This window comes from Dysgonomonas sp. 511 (assembly GCF_010501105.1).
Taxonomy (GTDB): domain Bacteria; phylum Bacteroidota; class Bacteroidia; order Bacteroidales; family Dysgonomonadaceae; genus Dysgonomonas.
Map to the genome: position 1 here is coordinate 1 of NZ_QVMQ01000120.1, position 308 is coordinate 308.

Consider the following 308-nt stretch of genomic DNA (forward strand, 5'->3'; position numbering starts at 1 on the left):
AGTACGAGAGCAAGACCAGAAAGACGGCAGGGAGTTGAGCGTCCTTAACTTCGGGCCTACACACCCGTCTACACACGGTGTATTTCAAAATATTACTTATCTTTGTACTTATAACCTAAAGAAAACCAATTGATAGTTGTTGCCAAGCAATCTTGCCTTGAAAGGTTCTCAGCAACAGGAAAAAGACTAAGCTATAGGAAAAGGCAATAATGAAATATGTGACAAAATCGTCATTATGAAAAGAATAGAAATAGAGACCGGGGTAAGGAGTTAGGAATTCCATCGCCCATTCCTGTGGCAGCAAAGTC

General features: G+C 40.9%; 1 protein-coding gene. It reads right to left on the reverse strand.

What is annotated here, in order from left to right:
• Nucleotides 1-115: 115 nt before the first annotated feature.
• Nucleotides 116-308 (reverse strand): hypothetical protein (locus D0T57_RS15745; RefSeq protein WP_221412318.1); only part of this gene is annotated, 193 nt, incomplete at its 5' end.